Here is a 21289-nt window from a genome sequence, read left to right as displayed (position 1 = left end):
GGAGCGCTATCCGCACAGCGCCGGTACCCGGTACGAACGAACGGGGCCTGGCCCGTGGGGATTCATCAGTTCAGCCATAGGCCCTCGTCCGCGCGGAGAGTGGGCAGCCCGGGTACCGGTGCCGTGGCCGCATCGAGCACGTACGTGCCCTCGTCCTCCTCCATTGCGGCCCGAAGGTGGCTGCCGTCCGGCAGGACGACCGTCCACAGACCTGGCGGTTCGGTGTCGCCGTACAGCACGTAGGCGTCGAAGCTCGCAGCCAGCCGTTCGGCGAACTCATGGCGGCCGACCCGTTCGGCCAGGCGGCCCTCGATGCCGACGCTGACACTCATTGCGAAGTGGCCGGACACCTGGTCGTCGTAGGTGCAGAACGCGGCGAACGTCAGGTCGGGTGGATAGGCCCGCAGATCATCGGCGATGCGTTCGGTATGGCCAACGAACAACTCGTCCTCAGCGATCTCAAAACAGTCCAGCAGGAATGTCCGCAGTTCGCCCTCCGGAACCAGGCGAGAGGTCAGACAGTCATAGCCCGTGGCCTCCGAGTCCGTCACGGCACCAACGTACGTCCGCCTTCATGTCTCAACGCCCCCGCCCCTGGTCGCTGGCACTGGTGTCGCTGGAGAGGTCGGCGCCTCTGGGCCGGGGGGCTTGGGTGCCTGGTGGTGGTAGGAGGTGGGTTGTGGCGGCGACACGTATCGCGCTCTCATCAAGTTCCGGGCGGGCGTACTTTTGGGGGCGCCGTACGGCGAGTTCCCGCGTTTCCAGGAGGCACCGTGACCGTGACGACGCGTCGGATCGTGGAACGGATCCGCCGGCACGAGGACCGCGGGGAACTCGTTCCCGGTGACGTGGTCGTGGTCGGCCATCACGAGCCCGAGCCTCATCCCGGCGGGTACCGGTTCGGGCGGCGTTCGGAGGACGGGCGTTATCCGGTCGAACGGTTCGATGAGGGCGGCACGCCACGTCTGGTCGCCCTGTGCGCCTCACTGGACGAGGCCTCGCAGGTGGTTTTCGACCGGCTCCGCGACGTCATGGGCGAACGGTTCTGGGGCAAGGAGAGATGGGCCGGCAACCGGGCGCGGGTGCGCAAGGGAAGCGCGCTGCGTACGGCTGCGTTGCTGCTCTGCCCTGGCTGGGACCTGCTGCGCGATCGGTTCCAGGCCGTCGAAGCACTCCGTGCCATCGGCATTCCCGACACCGCCTACGGGGTCCAGGACGCCAATCCGCCCTCGGCGTCCTATTCGGCTGAGGGGTTGTCGCAGCTGGTCCACCGGGACGGACGGTGGATGATCGGTGTCTGGGAACGCGGGACGTTCACCGGACGGGCGTTCGACAACGAGCCCCTGGCGGCGCGGGCGTTCGTCCAGAACGTCGTCTTCTCCCTGGTGGTCTCGATGGGCGGTGAGGGCATCGAGCCGCACATCCTCCCCGCGTATCAGGACGCCGTTCGCCGTGCCTTGGAGGAGACCGGCGGTCTGGTGTCCGGCGACCGGAAGGCGTTCGGAAGTTAGGGCCTGTCTCGGAGTGGCCTCCGCTAGCGCGCGAGCGCGTTGGCTGCCCGGTGGGGCGATGCCGAAGGCGAACGCTGGCAGCAGCTCGCGAAGCGATGCCGCGTTCGCCCAGGCCCGGTGAGGCGCGAGCCGCCAGGCGAGCGCTGTGGGCCGGAACTTTGAACAGAGCCTCTTTTGTGGGTCCCGGGGGCTAGCGTGTCACCTCTCCCGCGCCAAATGATCATGGCGCTTCACGAGAGGACGAACACCGCGGATGTCCACGCCCCGGCCCGGCTTCCTGGAACTGCTCCGTGCGCGCTCCCCCGAGGACGCCGCGAGTGTGCTCACACTGATCCCCGACCTCGCCGCGAGGCTGGATCCGGGCCGGCTGCGGGCGTGGTCGAAACCGAAGCGGGCGCTGGGGGCGTACCAGGAGGTCGCCGGGCTGCTGGCGCCGGTGGTTCCGCACGTCCTGCCGCTGCTGTACGAGCACGGGGCGCGCGAGTTCCTGGGTACGGACCACGGCGCCTACGCCGCGCGGATGCTGGCCGCGGCGCGGGAGGCGGAGGCGTCCTACGGTCTCGCGGTCGATCATGATCATCTGGACGAGGTGTTCGCCGAGTTCGCGGTGGCGGGGGCGCTGCCGGTGAAGACGGTCGCCGACCACGCCAGGGAACTGGCCGCGCGGCTGCCCGCGGACGCCGCCTTCCGCAGGTTCGCGCGGGTCTGCGTGCGGCGGACCGAGGCCGGGCTGGCGCCCTCGCCGCAGATGGCGGCGGCCGTACGGCGGCTGGCCAAGGCGGCGGGCGACCAGGCGACGCTGGAGCAGGCGCACCTGGCGGAGATGGTCGCGATCCCCGCGATCGGGACGGCCCCGGCCGGATGGTGGGCGGCGCACCGTACCGCGCTGGTCGCCCTGGCGCGGCGGGAGCCGTGGGTACGGGGGACGCTGCTGAACCTGGTCCCGCGCTTCCGCGTTTCCATGGCGGGGCAGCAGTTCAGGGACCTCTTCGCCGAGTGGATGGGGTTGCTGGAGCGGACCGGTGCCACGGCGGGGCTCGGCGACGGCGACGGGGTCCCGGACGAGGCCCGGCCGTCCGGCGGCACCGCGGAGTGGCTCGACCGGGTGCTGGACGCGTGGGGCGGGTGGGGGCCCTTGCCCGGGCTCGTCCCGATCGTGGAGGGGGCGGCCGGGCGGCTGCGGGCGGAGCTGGCCGGCTCGGGCGGGGCGGTGCGGGTTCCGCATGACCTGAACCTGCTCGATCTGTTTCTGGAGCTGGAGGTTCCGGTGGCCGATCCGGCGCCCGACCACCGGCTGGAGCTGGTCCGGTGGGCCGAGCAGGAGGATCGCCGCGAGCTGCGGGCCCTGGCGGCGGATGCGCGGTTCGCCGGCGCGTTCGCGCAGGGCGCCGGGTCCTTCTATGACGATGAGCGGGATCTGCGGACGATCCGGACGCTGGCGGCCTCGCCCGGAGGGCGGACGATGCTCGTCCGCTGGCTGGAAGGGCTCGTCCGGGACGCGTGGGGCCCCGGGCTGCCGAACCTGCTCGAACCCCACCGGCTGCTGGACTGGCTTCCGCCGGACGTCCTGGCGCTGGTGGACGGCCTGGGCGAGGGCGATCTCGTGGCGGAGGTCGTACGGACGCTGCGCGGTGGCCTGTTCGGGGAGTTGTGCTGGCCCGCGTTCGAGGAGGCGGTCGCCGAGGTCCTGGAGGGCGGCGGGCGGTCCGTTCCCCATCTCGCCGACGCGTGGCCGTACCTGATCGTGGCGGGCGAGTCCGAGGTGCGGGTGGTGGGGCGGGACGGTTGCGTGCTCGCCCACCGGCACCGTGTGCCCGGGGACTGCTCGGCCTCTACGGTGGGCTTCCATTTCGTGGACGGTTCCCTGCTGGTCTTCTGGCGGACCCTCCAGGGGCGGCTTGAGGGGTACTGGCACACCCCCGGCGAGCCCGATCCGCAGCCCGTCCCCCTGGCCGGTCCTCGTGACGACCCGGACGGGGTGAGCACGAGCCTGACCCGGGAATGGCTTCGGGGGCTGTCGGCCACGATGACGCTGCCGGTGGACGGGGGCGGTCGCGCCGCCGGCGGGACGGTGCTGCGGCCGGGCGATCTCCGGGTGCCGGACGAGTACCTGGTGATCGGTGACGGCGCCGCGTTCTGGGAGCTGAAGCCCTGGACCAGGCAGTGGTCGCCGCATGCCTCGGCCGGGGGGACGGGGGACGTGCCCGCGCGGCTGGCGGAGAGGGCGGCCGGCGGGACGCTCGTGCCCAAGCAGAGCTGGTTGCGCCCGGCCCGCACGGACGAGGTCACTCCGCTGGGCGTGCCGGTGGACGGCCTGCTGGGCTGGGTGGTGACCGAACGGCCGGACGGTGCGGTGCGCGGCGAGGACCTGGCCGGACGCGCCGTCACCATCGCCCGGCCACCGCGCGATGGAAGCGGCACCGGCTACCCGTTCGGGGCGCTCGTCCTGCCCGGCGACGACCGGCCCCGGGCCCTGATGCGCAACGAGATGGGTTTCGGCTGGGTCCGTCTGATCGATCCGGACGGGATCGTGACCGCGACCGACGCCGAGGCGTTCCGGGCCGGGGGGCCGCCGCTGCCGCCGCAGGCGTTCTGGCCCCTGCTGCGCCCGAGGGATCCGGAGGGGTCGGCCGCGCTGCGCGGCATCGGCCGGGAGACGGTGGCCGCGCTGTTCAAGGCCGCCCGGGACGGGAACGAGGACCTGCCCGCCCTGGTCCGCGCGCTGGTGCCGCGGATCGGCGACGACGTCCTGGCCTCCGCGGTGGCCGGGGTCGTGCGGTTCGCCGCCGGACGTCAGGGCTTCCTGGACGGTGTGGCCGCCACGTTCACGGAACGTCGCGCCGAGCCGGAGCTGGGCGACCCGCGCACCGATCCGTCCGACAGCCTCCTCGGCAGCGCGCTCGGCGGCCTCTTCCTGGAGGAGTACCGCGAAGCGATCGGATTCCGCGGGATCTCCGGCGTGGTGCTGGCCTGCAGGCAGCTGCGCGCGTTGCACGAGGCGCTGCGCGACGACCGCCCCGCCGGGCGGCTGCACATCGGCGCGCCGCGGCTGCGCAGCAGCAGCGTCGACTGGGGCAAGCTGCTCGGCGAGTGCGCGGCCGTGGCGTTCCGCGCCGCGGCGCCGGCGACGCCGCCGGAGGAACGGGAGGCGCTGCGCAGGCTGCTGACCCTGGTGGACGCGGTCGGGCTGGCCTCGGCCGGTTCCGGGCGGTGGCGCCGCTTCGACCTCCATCTCGACACCGCCACGCTGGCCGAGGCCCACGGCGGGAACGGCTGGAACGACTGGGACGACACCATGCGCGGGGTTCTGCCGCTCGGCGGCGGCGCGTTCCTGGCCGTCCTCGAAGCGAGGAACCCGACGCACGGGCCGCGGCGGCACGAGTACGGCTGCGACTTCTTCGCGCTCTTCCATGACCCCTCCGGCCGGTTCGAGGTCCCCGCCCCGTACACCGTGAAGTCGTCGGCCCCGCTCGGCGCCGACCGGGAGCCGGGCTGGCTGACGGCGTTCCTGGACGCCTGGGAGGAGCACGGGCCGGTCGGCCTGGAGGAATCGGCGGCCACGGACTTCGCCGAGCGTACGGGTACCGACCCCGCGACGGCCCGGCTGCTGGTGGCCGGGCTGCCGGAGCTGCAGAAGAAGGACTTCCCGTCGGCCGAACTCCGCGCGCTGCTGGCGTTGAAACCGGCGGACGCGGCGGTGGTCGGGGGCGAGATGGCGCGGAAGGCCGTCCGGGGGATCCCCGCGAAGGTGGTCGGAGCCCTCCTCCCCGCCGACCCGGCCCGCCTGTGGACGGACGGCCCGGACGTGGCCGCCGCGGCGGAGGTGTGGAACGCGCTGGTGGGGCGGCGGAAGCCCGTTCCCGAGGGGCTGCTCGGCGAGGCGGGCACGTCCGTACGGCGGGTGCCCTTCAACTTCCGGCGGACGGCGTGGGCGCCGAGCGACGCGGTCCGGGCGCTGGTGGATCCGGCCGCGAGCCCGGAGCTGACCCGGGATGTGCGCTGGGTCTCGCGGAGCGTCGAGACCGTCCCGGCCGATCCGGACGAGCCGGGGTTCACCGACGAGGTCCTGGTCGGGGCGGTCGCGATGGCGGGGTGGCTGGCCCACCGGCTGCCCGCCGGGGACCGGGTGCGGGCCGTCCTGCCCGAGGCGCTGGCCCTGGTCCGCGAACGGCTGGCGGCGCCGGGCATGCTGCTGGAACTCCGGACGAGGTTCAGCCTCCCGGCGTTCCGGAACGCGGTGGGCGAACCGGACGAGACCGGCGGCCCCGATCCGGACTGGTGGCCCCGTGACGAGGGCTGGGAGCGGTACGGCGCCCTCCTCGTCCCCGGCCACGACTACACGGCCAACCCGGTCGTCCGGACCGCCCTGCTGGACGGGTCGGGCGGCGACCCCAACCTGCCCGTCCGGCACGGGCTGGAGGAGTCGGAGCACTTCTGGCCGGAGCCCGCCGGGGAGGCGCTGCGCCGCGCTTTCGACCCGGCGTTCGCGGAGCTGCTCGCCGACCCCGGCGACCCTGCCGCCGGGGAGCCTTCGGAGGACGGGACCTGGTGGCCGCAGGATCCGCAGCGTTCCGTTCCGGACCTGGTCGCGAAGGTGGCCGCGGACCACGGGCTCGGCGCGGACGCCGCTGCGCTCTACCTCGTCCTGCTGGCGATGCCCGACCCCACCGACCGGAACGTGGCCCGGTGGACCGGCTGGAAACCGGCCCGTCTCAAGACCGCCCGCGCCGCGCTGGCGGCGACCGGGCTCGTGGTCGAGGGACGCCGCCCCCGGGCCGGGCGGACGCTGTTCCTGCCCGGCGGCTGGGAGGCGCTGAAGGCGCCCCACCTGCCGCTGGAGACATGGAAGGCGGCCCTCTTCGAGGTCGTCGCCAGCCCGGCCTGGGGCAGCGGCAAGAGCACGGCACTGGGGGTGATCGTCCCTGCGGAACCGGTGGCCGGCCTCTACCGGCGCGTCTGGGACCGCGTCCAGCGGGGCGACGCCCCAGGCTGACCCGGCGGTCCCGGCTGACCCGGCGGCCCCGGCGGCGCGGGCGGCCCGGGCGGCCCCGGTGGTCCCGGTCTACGGGGTGACTCGGCAGCCGCCGCCGCCCGCGCCGCCCGCGTCGCCTTCATGGGCGCCACCATGCGCGTTGAACGCGCGGTCACTCCGGCGGCGTCACCGTGACGGTCACCGACCCGGCACCGGCACCGGGCGCCGCCGCACCATCCCCCTCACCCTCTTCGACCTCGTCGATCGAGACGGTGTAACCGTTCGGCAGCTTCTTCACGTGCCCGGCCTTGCCCTGCACCCTCCAGCCACCACCAGGGGCATCGGGATCGGGGACACCCGGGCCGGACAGCACCACCACATTGCCCACACCACCCCATGCCCGTCCGATCCCCACCCGCAAGCCCCCCACCACACCCGTGGTGCCCTGATCGAGATCGACCGTCTGCTTCCCGGGCCTACCCGAAGCGCTCGGCGACGACGCGGGCTCCGGCGTGCCACTCACCGTTGATCCACCCTCTTTCGCGTCCCCGCCCGACGCGCAGGACACCAGTACGGAAACGCCCAACGCGCAGGCCATCAGAGATGTGAGCGGAGAAAGAAAAGCGGAGCGAGACATCGAGACCCCCCTTAGCGAATATCGTTCACGTCCACATCCCAGAGATGGTTGCCGAACTCTTTCATGCTCAGTTCCGCATGGGCCGCTCCCCACGGATTGTACAGCATCACTTTACCGTCGTCCGTGAATCCTTCGACGACGTACACATGGCTGGTGACAAGCGTGCCGTCCTCATAAATCCGCTTACCCCTCACGAAGAGCTTGTGCTTCGTGGAGACGGCGACGGCCTTGCCTTCTTTCAGCCACCGTTCGAGGTCGGTGCGGGTGACATCCTCGGGATCGTGATTACTGCTGGGCTTTCCGGTGAGAATCTCCATGGCCTCACCCGCCCGGCCCCCGTCAAGTTTTTCGTAGCCCCCCTTCTTCTGTGCGAGCGCCTTCTCCAGGATCGCCGGCCACATCCCGCGACTGACCCGGGCATAGGCGATCTCCCCGTCCTTCTTCACGGCGATGGAGCTCGTCACCGTGACCGACTCGCCGTCCGGGAACCTGACCGTGTAGGTCCCGTTCGCGTTCTCCGTGATCATGCCCTTCAGCGCCTCACGCCCCTTGTCGGTGTGCGCGAGCGCCCCCATGCCGGCCAGCCACCAGCAGTCGCCGACGCCACCCTGGGCGATGTCCGTCAGTTCGGGGTCCGGCTTCATGAACAGCGGGTGGACCACGTAATCGTGGGTGATGCCGTCGGGTGCCTCGGGCTCGATGGAATGCGGTTCGATCTGCTCAAGGCGCCGCAGCAGGTACTGGTCGGCCCGGACCTTGAGGATCTCGGGAACGCCGTCCATGTCCAGCAACCGGCGGATCTCGTCGTCGGAGAGCTCACCGAACAGCGCGTTGAGCTCCCCGGGCGACATCCGGGACAAGGCGTCCCTGGGATCGGGGGGATCGTCGTCGAACCACGTCCACGGCTTGTACCAGGGGTCATTGAGATGGCCCCGGACCTGCCCGGCCACTTCCTCGCCGCGCCTGCGCTCGTCTTCGGTCGGATCGGGGGGCCGCCGCAGTCCGTCGGTCGAACGGTGACCCCACTCGTCCCTCGTCACCGGCCGAGGATTATGCGACCTCGGCAGACCGTCACCGGCGGCTTCGGTGGCCGATTCCCGGGGCCGCTTCCCGTTCTCGCATTCCTCCCCCTGGGAGACCTCGCAGACGCCACCCCTGATTCCGGCGACGACCTGCCCGGGGATTCCCGTCGTGACGAGAGTTCCGACGACGACCGCGATCAGAAGAATGACGGCCAGATAGCCGGCGGCCCCTTCACCCCGATCAACTGGAGAACGCAAGGCCGCCCTCCTCAGCAACGCCCAGGATCCTCGAAAACACAGGCGAAATATACGCACCCGAGCCCTCGAGAGCTTGGGCCCTCAGACCTAGGGAGGCCCAAATCCGCACGGTGAACGGTGGGCGCCCGGCGCCGCGACAAACGACTGCGCCCCGCTAGCCGATATCGTTCACATCCACGCGCCGGAGAAGATTGTTGAACTCTTCCATGGTCACACTTGCGTGACTGTATCCCCACGGATTGTACAGCAGCACTTTACCGTCCCCCGTGAACCCGCGGACGACATACGAATGGTAGGCATAGATCCTGCCCGCCTGATAGGCGTCGATTTTCGCCGCCCCGTCCTTGCTGAAGGTGGCGACCGTGACGGCCTTGCCCTCTTTCAGCCAGCGTTCGAGATCGGACCGGGTGACGTCCTCGGCGTCGTGCTCGCTGCCGGGTTTTCCGGTGAGAATCTCCATGCCCTCACCGGCCCGCCCGCCGTCGATCTCCTTGTAGCCTCCCTCCTTCTCCGCCAGCGCCTTCTCCATGATCAAAGGCCACAGTGCGGGGGCGGGCTGGGCGTAGGCGACGCTTCCGTCCTGCCTCCTGACGAAGGAACTCGTCACCGTGACCGACTCGCCGTCCGGGAACCTGACCGTGTAGGTCCCGTTCGCGTTCTGCGTGATCATGCCTTCCAGCACCTCACGTCCCTTGCCGGTGTGCGCGAGCGCCCCCAGGCCCGCCATCCACCAGCAGTCGCCGAGCGCGCCCTGGTTGACGTCGATCAGGGAGGGGCGCCCCGACTCACCGAACAGCGGGCCGGTCATGTACTCGTGCCGGGTGATGGGATTCGTTGACTCGTTGCCGCCACTCTTTCGGGCGGGCACGCCGGGCTCGATGGAATGCGGCTCTATCTCCTCAAGGCGCCGCAGCAGGTACTGGTCGGCCCGGACCTTGAGGATCTCGGGAACGCCCTCCATGTCCAGCAACCGGCGGATCTCGTCGTCGGAGAGCTCGCCGAACAGCGCGTTGAGTTCACCGGGCGACATCCGGGAAAGAGCGTCCCTGGGGTCCGGAGAATCGTCTCCGCCCCATGTCCAGGGCTTGTGCCAGGCGAAATCGTCATCGAGATGGCCGCGAATCTGCCCGGCCACCTCCTTGCCACGCCGGATCTCCTCTTCCGTTGGATCGGGTGGTTTCCGCAAGCCGTCGGTCGGACGATTCCCCCACTCGTCCCTGCCGACCGGCAGGGGGTTCCCCGACCACTCTTTTCCGTCGTCGACGGGTGCGGCGGTCGTCGAATCCCCGGGACGCCGCTCGCCCTCGCATTCCCTGTCCTGGGCGAGCCCGCAAACGGCGCCCTTGATCCCGGCAACGATGTCACGGGGGATTCCCGACGAAACGACGACCCCGGCGACCGTCACGATCAGAAGAACGACGGCCAGATAGCCGGCCGCCCCTTCGCCCCGATCATCCGGAGGGCGCATGACCGCCCCCTCAACAATGGCTGCGAGACTCCGGATTCGGGAATGCATGTGCAAGGTACACATCCGATGGCCCGGGAGCTTGAGCCCTCAGGCCCAACAGGACCCAAATCCGCGGGGCCCGCCCCGCCCACGTACGGGTGACGGCCGGCGACCGGTGACCGTTGTCGTACCGGCCCTCTACGGTCGTGTCCGCAGCCCTTCCGTGCCGCCGCCCGTTTCGCCCATAAGGACGTTCATGACCTCCGACACCGACACCCCTCAGGCCCGGCTGCGCGCGTACGCGGCGACGCTCGAATGGCACTATGAGCCCATCGAGGACCTGGCCGACGACCTCCGTGAGCACGCGAAGGGGCAGGGCCTCCAGGTGACCGGCGAGGAGATCGGGACGATCGCCGCCGAGATCATCGTCGAAACGCAGGCGAACAACCTCCTGAGAGCCGGTTACGCGGACGAGGGCGAGATCGTCGAGGAACTGACCGAACTCGTGGAGGGCGCCGAGGTCGAGTACGACCCGGACGCCATCGAGCGCACCGTGGAACGGCTCTGGGCGGCCCGGCTCGAAGAGCAGCGGGGCTGGCCGGAGGTCACCGACAACGACCGGCTGGAACGCGCATTCATCCGGCTCTGGCGGAGCGGGATCGTGGCCGAGGAGAACTTCACCTGCTGCCAGACGTGCGGCGTGTCCGAGATCGGCGGCGAGGTCCCCGAAGGCACCGCCATGGACGGGTACGCGTTCTTCCACCAGCAGGACACCGAGAGCGCGGTGGACGGCGGGCCACTGCTCCTGGCGTACGGGACGTTCACTGACGAAACCGACCCCGCCGGGGCGACCGAGATCGGCGAACGGGTGGTGGCGGCGCTCGACGCCGAGGGCCTGCGGACCGAGTGGGACGGCTCGCATAAAAAGCGGATCGAGGTCACGCTGAACTGGCGGCGCCGCCTCCCCGCCTGAACGCCTCATCGCGTGAATGACACGTTCGGAAAGGCAGGGCGTAGTGGGTCACGACCGGCGGAAGCGGCCCGAGGTGAACACGTCGTGGGACACCATCGTCGACTCCACCCTCGCTCGCCGTGCCGGTGACGGGCTCGCCGCCCTCGCCGACCAGGTCGAGCGGCTCGGCGCCCGTCTGTGCGATCTGGTCGAGCCGCTCAACCGGGGCCGGCCGATCGCCCACGTCCGGATCGTCGATGAGGGCATCACCATCATCGACGCACCTCGAGGCTGGCTCGGAGTGCTCAACGCGTTGTGGGGGCGCCAGCTACCGCTGCGCAGCCGCCGGCTGCGCGCCCTGCGCTGACCTCCATGGCGTTCGAAGCCGCGTTCCACGCCAGAGCGCCGCCCGTGCACCGATCCGGCGCGGACCACTGCGGCAACGCGCCGCTCAAACGATCAACGAGATGGGACAATCCTCCGGAAGGCAGGAGGAAGCAGTGACGGAGCAGCGTTTCACCCGCGCGGTGGAGTGGATGCGCAGCAAGGACTTCGGCGAACGCGAGAAGGGATTCGACTTCCTACGCGAGCACGCCGACTCCTATGTCGACGAACTCATCGACGCCTTGGCCCGGGAGGACGACCCCGGCTTCCGCTGCCTCCTGCTGGAACTCATCGCCGAGGCCCGCGCTCCCCAAGCCCTCCCCACCCTGACGCGGCATCTCGACACCATGGACGAGTCCCTGCGGTTCTGGGCCGTTCGCGGCCTGGAGATGCTGGGCACCCGCGAAGCCGACCAGGCCCTCGCCCAGGCCCGTGCCGAGGGCCGGATCTTCTGACGTGCCACCGGCGAACGCCGGGTTGCACGTACCACGACCGCCTGCGGCGCCCCGTTCGTCTCTAGGGCTACGGCGCCTGTAATTCGGGTGCGAGGCATCCTGTCCGCGGCCAGGATGTCGATCATGCCTGTGTACGCCGACGAGCCCGCCCGGCTCGGTCAGAGTGCCATGCCCGATGGACGGCTGCTCGGCTGGGCGGAGTGGGGGCCTCCGGACGGGGCGCCCGTTCTGTTGTGCCCGGGTGCGGCGACGAGCCGGTGGCTCGGCTTCGGGGCAGGGGTGGTCGACGCGCTCGGGGTGCGCCTCGTGTCCGTGGACCGCCCGGGGCTCGGCGCCTCGACACCCGCCCCCGGCCGGACCTTCTCCGGCTTCGCCGGTGATATCCGTCGGCTCTGCGCGCTGCGGGGTCTGGGACGTCCGGCCGTGGTCGGGAACTCGCAGGGCGCGCCGTTCGCCATCGCCTGCGCCGAGGAGGGTGTCGCCTCGGCGCTGTCCGTCGTCTCCGGCGCGGATGAGGTCGCCGCGCCGGAGTTCGCCTCCGCTCTGGCGGAGGATCTGCGTGGCCTGGTCGAACGGACCGCGGTCGACCCGGCCGGCGCCGAGGGGTTCTTCGCGGGCTTCACCGCGGACGCGATGTGGGACATGGTCATGGCCGGGAGTCCGGAGTGCGACCTCGCGGTGTACCAGGACCCAGGTTTCGCGGCTCTCTACCGCAGGTCCCTGGACGAGGGCTTCGCTCAAGGCGCCGCCGGTTACGCCCGCGACACCGTCCTGGCCATGGGACGGTGGCCGTTCGCCCTCGCCGATGTCGCCGTCCCGGTCGACATCTGGTACGGCGAACAGGACACCGGCCACTCGCCCGATAACGGGGCACTGCTCGCCGCCCGTATGCCGGGCGCCCGACGCCGTGTCGTGCCGGGAATCGGCGGCGCGCTGCTGTGGACGCATGCCGAGCCCATCCTCACCTTGCTTCTCAAGAAGGCCCACGGCCCTACCTGGACCTGAGTGTGCGCTGTGGAGACTCCCCTTGTCGGGACTCGCGGTTCATCCTGGACGCCACCCACACCCTCGACGGCGGGCCCCGATCGGAGACGTGAGGCGTGCGGGGATTCCGTGAGTCGGATCGACCGCTGGGGGTCTGGGGCGTCCTGCTGCTTCATGGCCTGCCGCGTCATGACCGGGCCCGCAGGTGGGTGGTGAGGAATTCGATCTGGTCGGCGACGAGCCGCTGAACCAGCGGGGGGTGGTAGACGGTGAAGTGGTCGGCGTCGTAGTGCTTGAGCACGCCGCGGGGTGCCGCGGCGGCGGTCCTCTCCGCGATCGCGGTGTCGATCAGGTTCTCCCGGTCGCTCTGGCACACCAGCAGCGGGCAGCGGACGCGGGACGCGCGGGCCGAGGCGTTGTAGAACAGCATCCCAAGGCCGGAGGCGGCGGTGACCCGGTTGTCGAACTCATGACCTGGCGGGCACACCGACCGCCAGCCCTCCAGTGCGCCTGGCTGGTTGACGAAGGCGAGCTCGCCGGGAGGGCCGACCAGCGGCACGTATCGCCGCGGCCGCCGCAGCGCGGCGCGTACCAGGTCGGAGGTGATCGGGACGGTGAACCGGGCCAGGTGCCGCAGGCCGGCTCGCAGCGCGATGGCGCGCCCGTTCAGCACGGGGCACTGCACCACCGCCGCCGACAGCTCCGGATGCCGGGCGGCCGCGGCCACCACGTGGCTGGCGCCGAACGAGGTTCCCCACAGTGCGATCCGCGCGGCGTCCAGCTCGTGCCGCGAGCGGGCGAACTCCAGTGCGGCGTCGATGTCCTGGGCGTACCGCCGCGCGCTGACCAGCTGGCGTGGCTCGCCGGCCGAGGCGCCCAGGTGGCGGAAGTCGAAGGCCAGTACGGCCAGGCCTGCCTGGGAGAACCACTTCTCGTACTGGCCGAGCATCATCTCGTGCGTCGCGCCGCCGCCGTGGACCAGGACGAGGGTCGGATGCGGCCCCGGCCCCTCGGGGAGGGTGAGCCAGGCGGCGCACCGGTCGCCGCCGGATGTGAAGGAGGTGGGTGTCGTCATGGTCTCCCCGATCAAGTACGTTGTACGTGAACGGGGAGAGTTAAACACGTACCTTGTACGTAATCAAGTGGAGGGCCCGTGCCGGCACCGCGCAAGTTCACCCACCAGCAGCTGCAGGCCGCAGCCCTGGAACTGATCGACCAAGAGGGCCTGGCAGGACTGACCATGCGCGCCCTGGCCGCCCGGCTCGGCACCGGCCCCATGACCATCTACAACTATGTCGACGGCCGTGAAGGGCTCGAACACCTCGTCACGGGCGCGGTCATGGCCCAGGTCCGCCGGCCCGACGGGCACCCGGGCGACTGGCGGGCGCGGGTGGAGGCGATCGCCGAGGCCATCTGGCGCGCCGTGCGCGCCCACCCCAACGCCATCCCCCTCGTCCTGACCACGCGCAGCCTCGACGAAGAAGCGCTCGCCCCCGCCGAGGCCCTGCTGCAGGCCCTGGCGGGCAGCGGACGGTCCGGAGCCGACCTCCTGGCCGCCTTCCGCGTGGTCTCCGGTTTCATCGCCGGATTCGCCCAGGCCGAACTCACCGGCCCCCTCGCCTCCGCGTCCGGTCAGGACGCCGGAGCCATCACCGCACGGATGGCCGACCTGCCGGCGCAGCGGTTCCCCCGGCTGATCGAGATCGCCCACGCGGCCACCGGCGATCCTCAAGCCGAGTTCCGCTCCGGCCTGAAGATCATCCTCACCGGGCTCGGCGCCTCGGCCCCGCACACGAACTGATCCCGGCCCGCCGAACGGGTTCCGCGCATGCGTCCCGAGGACCCACGGCTCTTGGGGCTGAGGTGGCAGCGGAGCGAAAGCCACGCCGAGTGCCCTCCTCGTCCTGCCACCTCGGCGTCAAACCGGGATGTCAGAGTCACCCGGGCCCTTTCTCCGGCAGCCGGTTGGCCTCATCGGGGAAGGGGGCCGTCCGGCACGCGTTGAGCTGCGGAGAGTCGCGCTCGCGGTACGCGTGCCGGCGGCCTCGCCACGAGGGCCGGGCCGTCAGAAACCGAAACCGGCGACGCCCGTGCCCGGCCGGGCCTGTGCCTCGCGGGTCCACTCGATGCACGACTCGATCGCTTCGAGCACCTCGGGGTCCAGCGCCGCGCGCTGTTCCGGGGTGGTCGCCTCCCATTGCGCCAACGCCTGCGCGCACTCCTCCGGAGCCCACTCCCCGTAGCAGGGCAGATGCTCGGGCCGCGGCAGCGACGAGGGGACGGAGCCGTACATGAAGTCGGTCACGGCGACCTTGATCCCGAGCGTACGGAGCCCCTCGTCCACGGTCTCCAGCCAGTCGCCGCGGAACGGCGAGAAGTGGTTGTTGAAGAGGTGCCGGCCGTAGAACTCGCAGATCATCTGGTAGGCGTAGCCGTACTGGAAGCCGTACTGCTCGTCATAGGGGCCTCCGTTGATGACGGCCCGTACGGCGTCATAGCGGGTGGGCGCACCGCTTTCGATCTCGGAGGAGAACCAGTCATCGCTATGGGCGATCTGGGCCTTGAACCGCCCGCCGATCATCCGCCGCAGCTTGTCGTCCTGGGATCCGATCGCGCCCCGGACCTTGTCGAGGTCAACGAGGTAAAGGCTCAGCGAATAACTCATGCCACGACCCTAGCGGCCCCCACCGACAACCATGCCGCGATCACCCTGACGAGCGTTCCAGCATTTTTGGTGCTGATGGGCACCCTGGATGATCCGAACTAAAGATCAAGACGTCCGGACTTCACATCCGCGAGGAGGACCTTCCAGGCAGGAACGGTCAGATAGAGGAACGGACCGTCCAGATCCTTCGAATCCCGTGCCGCGATGGCCGGACCAAATGCAGCGATCTCCACGCACGCGCTTCCCTGCGTCCCGCTGCGACCGCTCTTGCGCCATACCAGCGTGCTGGAAGACTGAGTATCCATCGATTTCCTTCAGAGATCGCCGGCAACTCTCTGGATAAAGGCGACTGATTCTTCTGGGGGCAGGGCCACCGCTTGGAGCCTCTTGAACACCAAAGTACACCTGTCGACCTCTTCCGCAAGATCCGAGTACACGGCGCCGAGCGCATGGTTGGACACGACCACACGGTGGTCGGGCTGCACGTGCAAGAGGATGAAGGGGCCGTCGAGCCAAACTGGAGCACGCGCGTTGAAGGGCAATACCTGCAGGGTCAGGTAGTCGAGCCGTCAAGGCGGCGGGTACGGGCGGTGCTCAGCACGGCGGGGGTGGCCCTGAGCCTGGAGCTGGTGGCGAGCGAGTACGGGACGAGCGCGCTCTGGCACTCCGCGAGCGGCCTGCCCGGGGGGCGGATACGGGCCGAACTGGCGGTCGGCGGGGAGGGCGTGCGGATCTCCGTTCAGGACGACGGCCCGGACCCGTCGGGCGAGGGGTGGGACGCGGACCGCCTCGACGAGCACGGGCGCGGGCTCGTGCTGGTCGAGGCGTGCGCCGACCGGTCCGGGGAGTACACCACTCCCGAGGGGCGGCACGTGATGTGGGCGCTGCTCACCGAGCGGCGTCGATGATCCGTCCGCCGGTCGAGGCGTCCCGTCCCATCCGTCGACTCGCGGCCAGTTGTCGCCTCGGACGGCCGCGGGGGTGCAACGCGCCGCAGGTCAACGGGTCCGGCCCCGGTGAACCTTGGTGGCGTTCCGTCAGCGGTCGTAGAACGAGTCGACGGCGGGCTGGCCGGTGTAGTTCGGCCCGGCCCGGTCGTCGGCGCCCAGGTAGCGATAGGGAAGACGGACGTCCCGCCGCCCTCTCAGGGAGACGCGGCGGCGGGAGGGGTCGTAGTCGAACCCCTGCCGCCGCAGTTCGGCCGTGAGGCGCCGCCCGGCCGCCGCGCCGTCCGCCCACCGCACCGAGCGGGCGTCGAAGCTGGCGACCAGCAGCCCGTCCCCGGTGAGCCAGGACGCGGCGCGGGCGAGGACGCCCAGCTTGTCGCCCACGTAGTGCAGGCCGTGCACGGACGTGATCAGGTCGAAGTGCCCCTCCGGGGCCCAGCCGGTCTCCGTGCCGGTCAGCGCGGCGGTGACCAGCCGCGGACCGGACGGGCCCGGCGGCGCGGCGAAGTGCCCGGCCAGGTCGACGCCGACGATCTCGGCGCGGTCGCCGAGAAGCGCCGCCGCCTCGTACAGCGCCCGGCCGCTCCCGCAGCACAGGTCCAGCCACCGGGCGGGCGCCCGGGCGGAGAGTTCCGCCGTGACGTCGAGGCCGAGTTCGCGGCCGTACCCGTTGGAACCGGTCAGCGAGCGCTCCCGGTTCATCGTGCAATTGGCCACCACCGGCGACCGTTCCAGGGTCTCGTCGTCCAGCAGGCGCGTCATCCGGGCATTCTCGCCCACCGGAGAGCGTCCCGACCGGCGGGCAGGCACACGTGGCGGGGTGACCGCGCGACCGCGTGACGGCTGAGCCGTGTCGCTCGCGGAACCTGATGGCTCCGGCCGCCATGGCCGGTGCCGCCCGATTGAGGCTGAAAGATTCGGTGTGCGTCCGGACATGTGCAGGGTGACCGAGATCTAGAGGGCCTGTCTCGAAGTGGCCTCGGCCACCGCGCGCGAGCCGCCGGGCGAGCGCCGTAGGCCGGGACTTTGAGACAGAGCTCAGGAGGCCACATGCCCGGGAGCGCGTATGGATGAGGACGAGTTCGCGGCGGTCTACGCCGCCACCTACAAACCCCTGCTCGGCTACGCGCTGCGCCGCTGCGACTCCCCCGAGGACGCGGCGGACGTCGTCGCCGAGACGTTCACGGTCGCCTGGCGCCGCGCCGCGGAGATGCCGTCCGGCGACGAGGCCCGCCTGTGGCTGTACGGGGTGGCGCGGCGCGTACTGGCCAACCATCGGCGCGGCGCCCGTCGCCACGCGATCAAGACCGCGGCGCTGCGCGAGGAACTGGCGGCCGTCCCGCCGCCCCGCGACCGCTCGGACATCGCCGAGGTCTTCGGTGGCCTGCCGGACCGCGACCGCGAACTCCTGTCCCTCGTCGCCTGGGAGGGGTTGTCCAACGCCGAGATCGCCACGGTGCTCGGCTGCTCGCGCAACGCGGTGAGCATCCGCCTGCACCGTGCCCGCAAACGCTTCGCCCGGGCCATGCGTGCCGCGGGCATCGACCATTCCGAGAACGCCGCGTCCGCCCGGCCCGTTCTGCAGAGGAGCGAACTGACATGACCTCCCGGATCGACGAGCTCGTGGCCGGCCTGGGCCGGCCGTCCGATGACGACATCACCAGCGAACCGTCCGGCGTGGCCGGCCGGCAGCTCCTCGCCGCCATCACCGCCGGCCAGGCCCCTGCACCGCGACGCCGCGGAGACGAGGTGACTGTGCCGCGACGGCGCCGTCTGCGCCGTCCGGTGGGGGGCGTGGTGGTGGCCACGGGGATCGCCGCCGCCGTCCTGGTCGGCATGTCCGGCCGGGATTCGGGGCCGCTGCGCAGCTACGCCAACGCCGCCGTGGCGATCGAGGCCAAGGGCGACGCGTACGAAGTGCAGGTCAAGGACGCCTACGCCGACCAGCGCGAGTTCGGTGAGGCGTTCGCCAAGCTCGGTCTGGACGTCCGGCTGCGCATCGTCCCGGTGTCGCCGGGCCGCGAACGCGAGGTGGTCCAGATGGGTTCCCTCCACGCGCCACGCGATGGCGGCTTCCCGCCCGGAGGTCTCACGGGGACCTCCAGCATCGTCATGAAATGCCCGCCCGGTCAGAGTGCCTGCCCGATCAGGGTCCGGCTCCAGGGCAAGATGTTCCGCCTTCAGGGCGCCGATATCGTCATCGGCCGCGAGGCCCGTCCCGGCGAGATCTACCAGGATGCCCGGCCCCAGCAGGGCGACCGCCCGGGGAGCCTCCGCCTCACCGGACGGACCGTGTCCCAGGCGCTCGCGCAGTCGCGCCGCCTCGGCCTCACCTCCGCGTTCTCGATCGGCGAGTTCACGCCGGACGGTGCGGGAAGCCACTGGGACCCTCCCGCCGGCTGGCGCCCCGCCGGCGACCGCCGCGTCACCGGTGCCTGGATGCGTAGTTCCACCTCGGTCGGCCTCCTGGTCGCCCCGTCCGCCGACGATCCCCGTCCTCGTCCGGCGGACTGACCGAGCCGTCACGTTCATCGAGCGGAGGATCCTCGGCTCGGCGTGGCTCCGTTCCAGGGACGCCGTCGTCCTCGGCCGCCCGGCCTCTCCCGCGCAGGCGTGATCGGCCGCGCAGGCGTGATCGGCCCTTCCCGGTCCTGCCCTCGCCGGGGCCGGGGCGCGGGTATCGGTCACCCGGCGGCTTCGACGACGCGTTCGCAGAGGCGGTGCGTCTCCAGGGCGTCGGCCGCGGGCGGGTGGTCGCCGGTGCGGACGGCGCCGAGGAACGCCAGGGTGATCTGCTCGATGCCGCGCTGGCGGGCGACCGGGATCCAGTCGCCGCGGCGCCGGAGGGTCGTGCCGCCGCGGTGGTCGATGACCTCGGCGAGGTTGACCACCTGGCGTTTGGCGTCGCGGCCCATGACTTCGAGGATCTCCTCGGTGGAGCCGTTCGAGCGGTTCATGATGCCGAGGGCGGTGAAGCCGTCCCCGGACAGCTGGAGCACGACGTGGTGCAGCGCGCCGTCGCGGACACGGGTCCGGACGTCGACGTGCTCGATCTCCCCGGGGGCCAGGAAGCGCAGGGTGTCGGCGACGTGGATGAAGTCGTCGAACACGACCTTGCGCGGGTCGTCGGCGAGGGCGGCGCGGTTCTTCTGCAGCACGATCAGGTCGCGCGGGTGGTCGAGCAGGGCCCGGTAGTCGGGGGCGTAGCGGCGGTTGAAGCCGACCATCAGGCCCACGCCGGACCGTTCGGCCAGGTCGACCAGGCGGGCCGCGTCGGCGAGGTTCGCGGCCAGGGGCTTGTCGACGTACGACGGCACACCGGCGTGGAGGAGGCGTTCGGTGATGGCGCGGTGCAGGGCGGTGGGGGCGTGGACGAACGCGGCGTCGAGGTCCTGGGCGAGCAGGCCGTCGAGGGTGGCGTGGCGGTGCGGCAGGCGGTAGGCGTCGCCGACCCGGTCCAGGGTCGCCGGGGTACGGGTGTGCAGGTGGAGTTCGAGGTCCGGCTGGGCGGTGAGCACCGGCAGGTACGCCTTCTGCGCGATGTCGCCCAGGCCGATGACGCCGACCTTGAGGGGTTTCATGCCCCGAACGTACTCAGGCCGGGATTGAGTACGCGCGCGGAGGCGGGAGAAGAGGAAAGCGGCGATCATTCCGTCATGCGGTGGTTGGTGGTGGGCGCGGTGGTGGCGATGGCCGGGTGCGGGGTCGTGCCCTCGGCCGAGACGCGGGCCACCGAGGCCGCCCGGGACAAGGCCCGGCGGGTCGGGAACGTCCTGCACACCCTGCAGGTACGGACGGCGGAGGACATCGGCCGCCGGGCCGCCGGCCTCGACGGCGTGGACGTGATGAGGGTGTCGGGCACCCGGACCGATGACGGGCCGGGAGTCGGCCTGGTCATCAGGGTGGAGGCGGCCGTTGCCAGGGGCTGGCCCAGCCCCGAGGAGATGACGGTGAAGCGGTGCTTCGGGTTGCGGATCCGGCCGGACCGCGAGTGGGACGAGACGCCCGGCCGGGTGCGCTGCCCCTCCGGCGAGCCGCTCGCGTTCGCTCCCCCGCCCAAGGATCCGGAGATTCCGAGCGAGCGGCTGGAGAAGGTCCTGCCGCGGGTGCCCGCCGGCGGCACGGTGGACGAGGCGAAGGTACGGGCGGCCGTGGCGAGGTTGCGTCTCGATCCCGCCGTTCACACCGAGTTCGGGACCCGGGACGGGGTCGTGGGGCTGAGGTTGTGGTTCAAGCCGCGCGCGTCGGAGGCGCTGGACTGCGTCCTGGCCAGGGTCGCGCCGGGACGGACGAGCGTCTGGACGCCGTCGCGGATCCAGCGGATGCCGGGCGAGGGCGGGTGCGGCCTCGGCAACGCCTTCTGAGCACGGACCCGGCGGAGTATTGAACTGAGCGTTCCAGAACGTGATAGCGTCGCGCCATGGCACGGCCGAGGAACTTCGACGAGGAACGGGCGGTCGACGCGGCGATGCGCGCGTTCTGGGCCGCCGGGTACGAGGCGACCTCCACCCAGGACCTGTGCGAGGCCACGGGGCTGGGGCGCAGCAGCATCTACAACACCTTCAAGAGCAAGCACGACCTGTTCGAGCGGGCGCTGCGCCATTACATGGACGGCGTCGCGCGAGGCCAGACCGAGCTGCTGGAGGGCGAGGGGACCGTCCGGGAGAAGGTCCGCACGCTGCTGGAGATGGTCGTCGACGACGAGACCGGGGACCGCCTCGGCTGCCTGGTGGTCAACACCGGCGTCGAGCTGGCGCCCCGCGATCCTTCGATCGCCGAGCGGCTGCGGCGTGACTACGAGTACCGCCTGGGCGTGCTCACCGGGGTGATCGAGGCGGGGCAGCGCGCCGGCGAGATCGACCCGGCGCGGGACGCCCGCGCGCTGGCGCACTTCGTCCTCACCACGATCAGCGGGATGCGCGTCGCGGGACGGACCGGCGCCGATCGCGAGGCCCTGAAGGGGATCGCGGCGACCGCGCTCGGCGCCCTCTGAGACCGCGGGCGGCGGTGGCCGCCCTTTTTCACGGGCACATTTTGAACCGATCAATACAAAAC

Annotated in this window: 22 protein-coding genes; 12 read left to right on the top strand and 10 right to left on the bottom strand. The window is 71.3% G+C overall.

Going from position 1 to position 21289, the window contains the following annotated elements; genetic code table 11:
* Positions 1 to 65: 65 nt before the first annotated feature.
* Complete coding sequence (locus IW256_RS07040; RefSeq protein ID WP_197010184.1) at positions 66 to 551, bottom strand: hypothetical protein; 486 nt, start codon at positions 549 to 551, stop codon at positions 66 to 68.
* Between the two features lie 222 nt (positions 552 to 773).
* Here IW256_RS07040 and IW256_RS07035 point away from each other — a divergent pair, with 222 nt between their 5' ends.
* Both IW256_RS07035 and IW256_RS07030 read left to right on the top strand, forming a co-directional pair.
* Entirely contained in the window at positions 774 to 1511 is a 738-nt protein-coding gene (locus tag IW256_RS07035; protein WP_197010183.1) for a hypothetical protein, read from the top strand.
* Positions 1512 to 1764: 253 nt separating this feature from the next.
* The gene (locus IW256_RS07030) at positions 1765 to 6504 is read left to right on the top strand and encodes a DNA-binding protein (RefSeq protein WP_197016846.1); all 4740 of its coding nucleotides are present in this window, start codon (positions 1765 to 1767) and stop codon (positions 6502 to 6504) included.
* Positions 6505 to 6655: 151 nt separating this feature from the next.
* On the opposite strand, the gene IW256_RS07025 is transcribed toward IW256_RS07030, so the two are convergent.
* From IW256_RS07025 to IW256_RS07015, 3 genes are all read right to left on the bottom strand, one after another.
* Complete coding sequence (locus IW256_RS07025; protein ID WP_197010182.1) at positions 6656 to 7120, bottom strand: hypothetical protein; 465 nt, start codon at positions 7118 to 7120, stop codon at positions 6656 to 6658.
* 11 nt (positions 7121 to 7131) lie between these two features.
* Positions 7132 to 8400: a C2 family cysteine protease gene (locus IW256_RS07020; RefSeq protein WP_197010181.1), complete on the bottom strand. Its 1269-nt coding sequence runs from the start codon at positions 8398 to 8400 to the stop codon at positions 7132 to 7134.
* 154 nt (positions 8401 to 8554) lie between these two features.
* Positions 8555 to 9868 carry a C2 family cysteine protease gene (locus IW256_RS07015; protein WP_197010180.1) on the bottom strand — a complete coding sequence of 438 codons (1314 nt, stop codon included), beginning with the start codon at positions 9866 to 9868 and terminating at the stop codon, positions 8555 to 8557.
* A gap of 235 nt (positions 9869 to 10103) precedes the next feature.
* On the opposite strand from IW256_RS07015, the gene IW256_RS07010 reads away from it, so the two are divergent.
* The 4 genes from IW256_RS07010 (at position 10104) to IW256_RS06995 (ending at position 12643) form a co-directional block, all read left to right on the top strand.
* Entirely contained in the window at positions 10104 to 10820 is a 717-nt protein-coding gene (locus IW256_RS07010) for a DUF6891 domain-containing protein (RefSeq protein WP_197010179.1), read from the top strand.
* 73 nt (positions 10821 to 10893) lie between these two features.
* A complete protein-coding gene (locus tag IW256_RS07005; RefSeq protein ID WP_197010178.1) occupies positions 10894 to 11166 on the top strand; it encodes a hypothetical protein in 273 nt (90 codons plus the stop codon).
* A gap of 133 nt (positions 11167 to 11299) precedes the next feature.
* On the top strand, positions 11300 to 11638 hold the full coding sequence (locus tag IW256_RS07000; protein ID WP_197010177.1) for a HEAT repeat domain-containing protein: 339 nt from the start codon (positions 11300 to 11302) through the stop codon (positions 11636 to 11638).
* Between the two features lie 123 nt (positions 11639 to 11761).
* Complete coding sequence (locus IW256_RS06995) at positions 11762 to 12643, top strand: alpha/beta fold hydrolase (protein WP_197010176.1); 882 nt, start codon at positions 11762 to 11764, stop codon at positions 12641 to 12643.
* 166 nt (positions 12644 to 12809) lie between these two features.
* Here the strand turns inward: IW256_RS06995 and IW256_RS06990 are convergent, their stop codons facing one another.
* Complete coding sequence (locus IW256_RS06990) at positions 12810 to 13697, bottom strand: alpha/beta fold hydrolase (protein ID WP_197010175.1); 888 nt, start codon at positions 13695 to 13697, stop codon at positions 12810 to 12812.
* Between the two features lie 78 nt (positions 13698 to 13775).
* On the opposite strand from IW256_RS06990, the gene IW256_RS06985 reads away from it, so the two are divergent.
* A complete protein-coding gene (locus IW256_RS06985; RefSeq protein ID WP_197010174.1) occupies positions 13776 to 14423 on the top strand; it encodes a TetR/AcrR family transcriptional regulator in 648 nt (215 codons plus the stop codon).
* A gap of 264 nt (positions 14424 to 14687) precedes the next feature.
* On the opposite strand, the gene IW256_RS06980 is transcribed toward IW256_RS06985, so the two are convergent.
* From IW256_RS06980 to IW256_RS06970, 3 genes are all read right to left on the bottom strand, one after another.
* Complete coding sequence (locus tag IW256_RS06980; protein WP_197010173.1) at positions 14688 to 15287, bottom strand: DUF7691 family protein; 600 nt, start codon at positions 15285 to 15287, stop codon at positions 14688 to 14690.
* A gap of 98 nt (positions 15288 to 15385) precedes the next feature.
* Positions 15386 to 15592, bottom strand: coding sequence for a DUF397 domain-containing protein (locus IW256_RS06975; RefSeq protein WP_231403688.1), 207 nt, complete (start codon positions 15590 to 15592; stop codon positions 15386 to 15388).
* Between the two features lie 9 nt (positions 15593 to 15601).
* Entirely contained in the window at positions 15602 to 15838 is a 237-nt protein-coding gene (locus IW256_RS06970) for a Scr1 family TA system antitoxin-like transcriptional regulator (RefSeq protein WP_269218056.1), read from the bottom strand.
* Between IW256_RS06970 and IW256_RS06965 the strand changes: the two genes are divergently transcribed.
* Positions 15737 to 16195 carry an ATP-binding protein gene (locus tag IW256_RS06965; RefSeq protein ID WP_231403686.1) on the top strand — a complete coding sequence of 153 codons (459 nt, stop codon included), beginning with the start codon at positions 15737 to 15739 and terminating at the stop codon, positions 16193 to 16195. The two genes, IW256_RS06970 and IW256_RS06965, sit on opposite strands and share 102 nt — an antisense overlap.
* 129 nt (positions 16196 to 16324) lie before the next feature.
* On the opposite strand, the gene IW256_RS06960 is transcribed toward IW256_RS06965, so the two are convergent.
* Positions 16325 to 16996 (bottom strand): class I SAM-dependent methyltransferase, encoded by a 672-nt coding sequence (locus IW256_RS06960; protein ID WP_231403685.1) that lies wholly within the window; start codon positions 16994 to 16996, stop codon positions 16325 to 16327.
* Between the two features lie 304 nt (positions 16997 to 17300).
* Here IW256_RS06960 and IW256_RS06955 point away from each other — a divergent pair, with 304 nt between their 5' ends.
* Positions 17301 to 17837: an RNA polymerase sigma factor gene (locus IW256_RS06955; RefSeq protein ID WP_197010170.1), complete on the top strand. Its 537-nt coding sequence runs from the start codon at positions 17301 to 17303 to the stop codon at positions 17835 to 17837.
* Positions 17834 to 18748: a hypothetical protein gene (locus IW256_RS06950; protein WP_197010169.1), complete on the top strand. Its 915-nt coding sequence runs from the start codon at positions 17834 to 17836 to the stop codon at positions 18746 to 18748. The genes IW256_RS06955 and IW256_RS06950 overlap by 4 nt, the downstream gene beginning before the upstream one ends.
* A 170-nt stretch (positions 18749 to 18918) precedes the next feature.
* Here the strand turns inward: IW256_RS06950 and IW256_RS06945 are convergent, their stop codons facing one another.
* Positions 18919 to 19815: a Gfo/Idh/MocA family protein gene (locus IW256_RS06945; RefSeq protein ID WP_197010168.1), complete on the bottom strand. Its 897-nt coding sequence runs from the start codon at positions 19813 to 19815 to the stop codon at positions 18919 to 18921.
* A gap of 75 nt (positions 19816 to 19890) precedes the next feature.
* Here IW256_RS06945 and IW256_RS06940 point away from each other — a divergent pair, with 75 nt between their 5' ends.
* The gene (locus tag IW256_RS06940) at positions 19891 to 20598 is read left to right on the top strand and encodes a translation initiation factor IF-2 (RefSeq protein ID WP_197010167.1); all 708 of its coding nucleotides are present in this window, start codon (positions 19891 to 19893) and stop codon (positions 20596 to 20598) included.
* A gap of 56 nt (positions 20599 to 20654) precedes the next feature.
* On the top strand, positions 20655 to 21227 hold the full coding sequence (locus tag IW256_RS06935) for a TetR/AcrR family transcriptional regulator (protein WP_197010166.1): 573 nt from the start codon (positions 20655 to 20657) through the stop codon (positions 21225 to 21227).
* The last annotated feature ends 62 nt before the right edge of the window (positions 21228 to 21289 follow it).

The organism is Actinomadura viridis (assembly GCF_015751755.1).
Taxonomy (GTDB): Bacteria; Actinomycetota; Actinomycetes; order Streptosporangiales; family Streptosporangiaceae; genus Spirillospora; species Spirillospora viridis.
Note: the sequence above shows the minus strand (reverse complement) of the source record. Positions and strands in the feature narration are given on the sequence as shown.

Coding starts and splice junctions, on each gene's coding strand:
- IW256_RS07015 (WP_197010180.1), bottom strand. CDS start 9,868: ATGCGCCCTCCGGATGATCGGGGCGAAGGGGCGGCCGGCTATCTGGCC.
- IW256_RS06955 (WP_197010170.1), top strand. CDS start 17,301: ATGGATGAGGACGAGTTCGCGGCGGTCTACGCCGCCACCTACAAACCC.
- IW256_RS06995 (WP_197010176.1), top strand. CDS start 11,762: ATGCCTGTGTACGCCGACGAGCCCGCCCGGCTCGGTCAGAGTGCCATG.
- IW256_RS06965 (WP_231403686.1), top strand. CDS start 15,737: ATGGTTGGACACGACCACACGGTGGTCGGGCTGCACGTGCAAGAGGAT.
- IW256_RS06980 (WP_197010173.1), bottom strand. CDS start 15,287: ATGAGTTATTCGCTGAGCCTTTACCTCGTTGACCTCGACAAGGTCCGG.
- IW256_RS06940 (WP_197010167.1), top strand. CDS start 19,891: ATGCGGTGGTTGGTGGTGGGCGCGGTGGTGGCGATGGCCGGGTGCGGG.
- IW256_RS06990 (WP_197010175.1), bottom strand. CDS start 13,697: ATGACGACACCCACCTCCTTCACATCCGGCGGCGACCGGTGCGCCGCC.
- IW256_RS06960 (WP_231403685.1), bottom strand. CDS start 16,996: ATGACGCGCCTGCTGGACGACGAGACCCTGGAACGGTCGCCGGTGGTG.
- IW256_RS06950 (WP_197010169.1), top strand. CDS start 17,834: ATGACCTCCCGGATCGACGAGCTCGTGGCCGGCCTGGGCCGGCCGTCC.
- IW256_RS06945 (WP_197010168.1), bottom strand. CDS start 19,815: ATGAAACCCCTCAAGGTCGGCGTCATCGGCCTGGGCGACATCGCGCAG.
- IW256_RS07030 (WP_197016846.1), top strand. CDS start 1,765: ATGTCCACGCCCCGGCCCGGCTTCCTGGAACTGCTCCGTGCGCGCTCC.
- IW256_RS07025 (WP_197010182.1), bottom strand. CDS start 7,120: ATGTCTCGCTCCGCTTTTCTTTCTCCGCTCACATCTCTGATGGCCTGC.
- IW256_RS06975 (WP_231403688.1), bottom strand. CDS start 15,592: ATGGATACTCAGTCTTCCAGCACGCTGGTATGGCGCAAGAGCGGTCGC.
- IW256_RS06935 (WP_197010166.1), top strand. CDS start 20,655: ATGGCACGGCCGAGGAACTTCGACGAGGAACGGGCGGTCGACGCGGCG.
- IW256_RS07010 (WP_197010179.1), top strand. CDS start 10,104: ATGACCTCCGACACCGACACCCCTCAGGCCCGGCTGCGCGCGTACGCG.